This window comes from Inquilinus sp. CA228, from assembly GCF_052078665.1.
Lineage (GTDB): Bacteria > Pseudomonadota > Alphaproteobacteria > DSM-16000 > Inquilinaceae > Inquilinus.
Genome location: NZ_JBQJIK010000003.1, coordinates 150,355 through 156,711, shown reverse-complemented (window position 1 = coordinate 156,711; position 6,357 = coordinate 150,355). Strand labels below are relative to the sequence as shown.

The 6,357-nt window shown below is 68.7% G+C and carries 6 protein-coding genes; 2 read left to right on the top strand and 4 right to left on the bottom strand.

Annotated elements, in window-relative coordinates; genetic code table 11:
- Window positions 1–235: 235 nt before the first annotated feature.
- The 4 genes from ACTOWL_RS02505 to ACTOWL_RS02490 all read right to left on the bottom strand — a co-directional run bounded on the left by ACTOWL_RS02505 (window position 236) and on the right by ACTOWL_RS02490 (window position 3,917).
- On the bottom strand, window positions 236–901 hold the full coding sequence (locus ACTOWL_RS02505) for a protein-L-isoaspartate(D-aspartate) O-methyltransferase (RefSeq protein WP_441319609.1): 666 nt from the start codon (window positions 899–901) through the stop codon (window positions 236–238).
- Window positions 902–926: 25 nt separating this feature from the next.
- Complete coding sequence (surE, locus tag ACTOWL_RS02500) at window positions 927–1,685, bottom strand: 5'/3'-nucleotidase SurE (RefSeq protein WP_441319608.1); 759 nt, start codon at window positions 1,683–1,685, stop codon at window positions 927–929.
- A gap of 2 nt (window positions 1,686–1,687) precedes the next feature.
- Complete coding sequence (gene serS / locus ACTOWL_RS02495) at window positions 1,688–2,962, bottom strand: serine--tRNA ligase (RefSeq protein ID WP_441319607.1); 1,275 nt, start codon at window positions 2,960–2,962, stop codon at window positions 1,688–1,690.
- 277 nt (window positions 2,963–3,239) lie between these two features.
- A complete protein-coding gene (locus ACTOWL_RS02490) occupies window positions 3,240–3,917 on the bottom strand; it encodes a hypothetical protein (protein ID WP_441319606.1) in 678 nt (225 codons plus the stop codon).
- A gap of 123 nt (window positions 3,918–4,040) precedes the next feature.
- On the opposite strand from ACTOWL_RS02490, the gene ACTOWL_RS02485 reads away from it, so the two are divergent.
- Complete coding sequence (locus tag ACTOWL_RS02485) at window positions 4,041–5,705, top strand: ABC1 kinase family protein (protein WP_441319605.1); 1,665 nt, start codon at window positions 4,041–4,043, stop codon at window positions 5,703–5,705.
- Window positions 5,706–5,816: 111 nt separating this feature from the next.
- A complete protein-coding gene (locus tag ACTOWL_RS02480; protein ID WP_441319604.1) occupies window positions 5,817–6,302 on the top strand; it encodes a hypothetical protein in 486 nt (161 codons plus the stop codon).
- Window positions 6,303–6,357 lie beyond the last annotated feature (55 nt).

The following is a 6,357-nucleotide window of genomic DNA, read 5'->3' as shown; positions in this document are numbered from 1 at the left end:
GGCCCCGGCGCGGAGCCCGGCGAACCCGGCAGGCGCAGGGTCTGGCCGGTCTGCAGCGCATAGGGCGGCTGCAGCCCGTTCAGCGCGATCAGCGCCGGCATCGACACGTCGTAGCGGCGGACGATGGCGAGCACGTCGTCGCCCGGCTGGACCTGGACGGTCGCCGGCCGCTGCGCCATCTCGTCGGCACCCGGCGGGACGTTGCAGGCTGCGAGGCTCGCGGCGGCGAGCGTCGTCAGTAGGATGGACCGCCATCCTCCCCGTCGGGAAGGTCCGGCAGCAACGGCACGAAGCGAACTGGCCACAGATCCTCCCGCTCCAACCCGGTCTCGGTGCGCGTGAAGCGGACCACGCGCTGGTTCCGCTTCTCGTCCCCCGTGGGAATCACGATTATACCACCGATCGCGAGCTGGTCCGTCAGCGCCGGGGGCGGCAGGTCGCCGCGATGCGCGGCGGTGACGATGACGCGGTCGAACGGCGCCTGCTCGGGCCAGCCCTTCATGCCGTCGCCCCAGCGCGCGGTGATGTTGCTGATGCGCATGCCGGCGATCCGCTCCAGCGCCAGGTCGAGCAGCGGCTTGTGCCGCTCGATGGTGTAGAGCCGGCGGCAGATCCGCGCCAGCACCGCGGCCTGGTAGCCCGAGCCGGTGCCGATCTCCAGCACCTTGTGGCGGTCGCCGACCTCCAGCGCCTGGGTCATCAGCCCGACCACCATCGGCTGGCTGATGGTCTGGCCGCGGCCGATCGGCAGGGCGATGTCCTCATAGGCCTGGTCGAGGAAGGCGTCGGGCACGAAGGCCTCGCGCGGCACCCGCTCGATCGCGCCGAGGACGCGATGATCCGTGATCCCCGACCGGCGGAGATGCATCAGGAGCCGGATCAGCCGCGGCTCGGCGATCATGGGCGGACACCGCTCACGACAGCTCCTACTTGGCGAAGACGCCGCGCAGGGACTGGATCGCGGCGGCGTGGTTCAGGTCTAGATGCAGCGGCGTCACCGTGATCCGGCCGTCGCGCAGGGCGGACACGTCGGTCTCGTCGCCCTGCAGCGCCTCCTCGGTCCGGCTGGTGCCGATCCAGAAATAGCTGCGGCCGCGCGGGTCCACCCGCTCCTCCAGCACGTCGCCGATCTTGCGCAGGCCGTGCGGCACCACGGCGATGCCGGTGACCGCGTCCGGATCGACCGCCGGGAAGTTGACGTTGACCAGCACCTGGTCGGGCCAGTCCGTGGCGATCGCCTTGCGCGCCACCTCGGCGCCCCAGCGCCCCGCCGTCTCCCAGTCCGGCCGGCGGCCATCGGCGAATTGCTGGCTGAAGGCGATGGCGCGGATGCCCAGCAGCGTCGCCTCCATCGCCGCGGCGATGGTGCCGGAATAGGTCACGTCCTCGGCGATGTTGCGGCCGTGGTTGACGCCGGACATCACCAGGTCGGGCCGCTTGTCCTTCATCATGTGGTTGACGGCCAGCAGCACGCAGTCGGTCGGCGTGCCGTCGACGGCGAAGCGCTTCTCCTCGATCTTCCTGAGGCGCAGCGGCCGGTGGATGGTCAGGGAATGGCTGGCGGCCGACTGTTCGGTCTCGGGCGCGCAGACCCAGACATCGTCCGAGAGCTCGCGGGCGATGCGCTCGAGCACCGAGAAGCCGGTGGAGTTGATGCCGTCGTCATTGGCCAGGAGGATGCGCATCGTCAGCCCTTCGCTTCCAGGATCTCGAGCCCGCCCATATAGGGCCGCAGCACCTCCGGCACCTCGATCGAGCCGTCCTGCCGCTGATAGGTCTCCATGACCGCGATCAGGGCGCGGCCGACGGCGACGCCGGAGCCGTTCAGCGTGTGCACGAACCGGGTGCCCTTCTCGCCCTCCGGCCGGAACCGGGCCTGCATCCGCCGGGCCTGGAACTCGCCGGTGTTGGAGCAGGAGGAGATCTCACGATAGCGCCCCTGCCCCGGCAGCCAGACCTCGATGTCGTAGGTCTTGCGGGCGGTGAAGCCCATGTCGCCGGTGCACAGCACGATGGTGCGGAAGGCCAGGCCCAGGCGCTTCAGCACGGTCTCGGCGCACTGCGTCATCCGCTCGTGCTCGGCGGCCGACTGCTCCGGCGTGGTGATGCTGACCAGCTCGACCTTGCAGAACTGGTGCTGGCGGATCATGCCGCGGGTGTCGCGCCCGGCGGCGCCGGCCTCGGAGCGGAAGCTCGGCGTCAGCGCGGTGAAGCGCAGCGGCAGCCCCGCCTGCTCCAGGATCTCGCCGGCGACCAGGTTGGTCAGCGGCACCTCGGCGGTCGGGATCAGCCAGTGGCCGGTGTTGGTGCGGAACATGTCCTCGGCCGCCTTCGGCAGCTGGCCGGTGCCGAACACCGCCTCGTCGCGCACCATGAAGGGCGGGGCGATCTCGGTGTAGCCATGCTCGGTGACGTGCAGGTCCAGCATGAACTGGCCGATGGCGCGTTCCAGCCGGGCCAGGGCGCCGCGCAGCACCACGAAGCGCGCCCCGGACAGCTTGGAGGCTGCGGCGAAGTCCATCAGCCCGAGGCCTTCGCCGAGGTCGACATGGTCGCGGGCCGAGTTCAGCCGCCGCGGCTCGCCGGTGCGCCGGATCTCGACATTGGCGCTCTCATCCGCCCCGTCGGGCACGTCGTCATCGGGGATGTTCGGCAGCTCGGCCAGCCGCGCCGCCAGCGCCGCCTCGGCGTCGCGGTCGGCCTGCTCCAGCTCGCCCATCTTCGCCTTGATCGACGCGACCTCGTCCATCAGCGCCTGGGCGTCGCCGCCCTTGGACTTGACGGCGCCGATCTCCTTGGACGCGGCGTTGCGGCGGGTCTGCAGCCCCTGCAGCTCGGTGGTGATCTGGCGCCGGCGCTCGTCCAGCGACAGCAGCTCGGCGGCGACGGGCGACAGACCCCGCCGAGCCATCCCCTTGTCGAAGGCTTCGGGATGCTCTCGGATGAATCGGATGTCGTGCATCGCGCGCTCGATAACTGCAGGATCGGGGAATCGTGCGGTGGTTATAGGAGGTGGGCCGGCCGGACGCAAACGGGCCGCGGGCTTCGGAGCGCTGCTTTTGTGTTGCCTCTCCCGCTTGGCGGGAGAGGTCGAACGTCCGTAGGACGACCGGGCGGGCCCAGGCCTCGACGAAACCCCCTCACCCGGAGGCGCAAGCGCCTCCGACCTCTCCCGTAAACGGGAGAGGCAAAACACTCGGTTCGTCAGGATCAGAGGGCATGTCGGGCCGCTTCGGCCCTCAGCTGCTGTCGGGCTTCGGCAGCCTGGGCGGCGGATGGCCGTCCGCGGAGTCCTCCGGCGGCTCGGCCCAGTCGTCCCCGGGCAGAGAGGCCGCGGCGACGAATTCCATGCTCGGGCCGGGCAGGTCGATGGTGTCGGCCTCGTCCCAGCCCTGCGGTGGAGGGGCCGAATGCGGCATGCGGCCGATCTTGCGGCAGACCTCGCGCAGGAACTCCTCGGGCGACAGGGTGTCCAGCTGCACGTCCAGGATCTCGTCCTCGACCAGCGACTCCCACACCATCGACCGCACGCGTTCGACGTCCTCGGGCTCGTCCGGCTGGGCCACCGCCTTGGCGACGGACTCGGCAGTCTGCTCCCGCTTCTGCCGGCGGCGCTCCTGCTCGCCCGACTCGGTCCGCTTGGCCCGGCGCATCAGGTAGTCGGCGCGGATCCGCTCGGTCATGGCGAGCGACAGCCGCACCGACCGGGAGAGCCGCGACTGCATCAGCGGGTAGTCCGGCATCTCCGACCCCCGCAGGATCTGCGATTGCTCCCGCACGGTCGCCCGCTTGGTGCTGATGTCCAGGTCGACGATCTCGCGCAGCTTGTCCAGCGCCCACCCCGTCCATTTCATGTCGGGATCGGTCGGCTTGATCTCGTCGGAATCGGATTGCGCCATGTCCATAGAACGTATCATGAACGAATGTGGCCGATAATACTACTGGAATCGCGATCCCGCCCGCGGCCATTCGTCCGGCGGCGGAACCTGGCGGCGGCACCGACGTTGCAGCCCCGCATCACCCGCTTCGCAAGGACGAGCATGCAGGTCCTCCCCACCGCCTTCGTCGTCGCCCGCGACCTGAAGCGGCTGCAGCAGATCGTCACCGTGCTGCTGCGCTTCGGCTTCGGCGACCTGGTGCGCCGGCTGGGGCTGCACCGGCTGCTGAAGCAGGCCGGGCTGGCGCCCGGCGACACCGGGACGGCGGCGCCCGGCCAGGACACGCCGGCCCGGCTGCGGCTGGCGATCGAGGCGCTGGGGCCGACCTTCATCAAGCTGGGCCAGATCCTGGCCACCCGCAGCGACCTGCTGCCGGCGGAATGGCTGGCCGAGCTGGAGAAGCTGCACGACCGTGTCCCGCCCCTGCCCTATGAGGCGCTGGCGCCGGTGCTGGAGGCGGCGCTGGGCGGCGCGCCCGATGCGATCTTCGCCCGGTTCGACCGCGTGCCGCTGGCCTCGGCCTCGATCGCCCAGGTGCATCGCGCGGCGCTGGCCGACGGCACCGAAGTGGTGGTGAAGATCCGCCGGCCCGGGCTGCGGCCGCTGGTCGAGGCCGATCTGCGCCTGCTGGCCCATGCCGCCAGGCTGGCCGAGACCGAGCTGCCGGAGCTGCGGCGCTATCACCCCGAGGCGATCACCCGCAACCTGTCCGCCGCGATCGGCGAGGAGCTGGACCTGGCCAATGAGGGCCGCAACGCCGAACTGATCGCCGCCCAGTTCGAGGACCGGCCGGAGATCGTGGTGCCGCGCATCCACTGGGCCTGGACCAGCGAGGAGGTGCTGGTGCAGGACTTCGTCGCCGGCATCCGGCCCGGCGACGAGGCGGCGCTGGCGGCGGCCGGGCTGGACCGGCGGGTGCTGGCGGCCCGCAGCTCGAACGCCTTCCTGCAGATGATGCTGATCGACGGCGTGTTCCACGCCGACCCGCATCCCGGCAACATGCTGTGCCTGGCGGGCGACCGCATCGCCTATCTCGATTTCGGCACGATCGGCCGGCTGTCGGCACGGCGGCGCGACCAGCTGGTGACGCTGATGGCGGCGATCACCGGCGGCAGCGCCGCCGGGGTGCGCGAGGTGCTGCTGGACTGGGCCGGCCAGCCGGACATCGACGCCCGCCCGCTGGAGGAGGCGGCCGAGGCCTTCCTGGCCCGCCACACCCGCGGCGCGCTGGGCCGGCTGAAGCTGGGCCAGGCGCTGGCCGATTTCGTCGGCCTGATGCGCGATCACGATCTGGCCCTGCCGCCCGACCTGGCGCTGGTGCTGAAGGCGCTGATGACCTCGGAAGGCGTGGTCCGGCGCCTGGACCCCGAGCTGGACGTGGTGCGCGAGGTCGAGCCGGTGGTGCGCCGGGCTTTGGCCGCGCGCTATGCCCCGGAGGCGCTGCTGGGCCGGGCCGGGTCGGTGCTGCTGGAGCTGCAAGCCCTGGCCGGCGACGCGCCCGGCATCCTGCGCCGGGTGCTGCTGCGGCTGGAGAAGGGGAAGCTGGAGATCGAGATCGGCCGGATGGACCGGTTCGGCCGCTCGATCGAGCGCGGCGCCGCGCGCATCGCCGTCGCCATCGTCACCGCCGCCTTCGTGGTCGGGCTGGCGCCGATCCTGGCCGAAAGCGGGCCGCGGCTGTTCGGCATCCCCGCCTTCGCCCTGCTCGGCTGCCTCGCCGCCCTGGCCGGCATTGCCTGGCTGCTGGTGACGGGACGGCGGGATTAGGGGTGGGAGAGGTCGAACGGCGCCCCTTTTCAGAAATTTGTGACTGGCCTATCGTCGTTAGACTGCAACTCCCAATCGTGCGTCGCATTCAATGATTGGTCGGAGTTCTAAATGGTTCGCTATGGAATAGTTCTGAAGATCGCAGCCGTAACAATATTCCTACTTTCATGCTCAGCAAGAGACAGCACTCATGTCCGCGTAACAATGCGAACGCAGGAAGGCGACTATTCGTTGCGTGCCGAGAAATCTGATAAATACAAAAGATTCAACATGTATCTCCGAAATATTTCCAGCAAATCACTTTGCATTCGCGCCGATGAGTGGCCGAAGAATGGAATTATTGATAACTGCCTTGCTCGATTTTCTCTCTCTTTTTCTTATTTAGGAAAGACAGTACCTTATAAAAACGAAATGTGTCTCGAAGGTTATTCCTCAACTATTGTACCACCAGGAGCATCCTTGGAAGGATATCTGAATTATGCCGACTTCGAAGAAGATCCGCAGCAGATTCAGGATAGAATAATTCTCAATCTCCCATCTGGAGTATTTGAATGCGACCCCACCGAGTTCGGACCGCCTCATCCTCTAACACAATAGAAATTGTTGGCGGGCGATCCAGTACGTAGGTTGGGTTCGCTGCAAGCGAACCCAA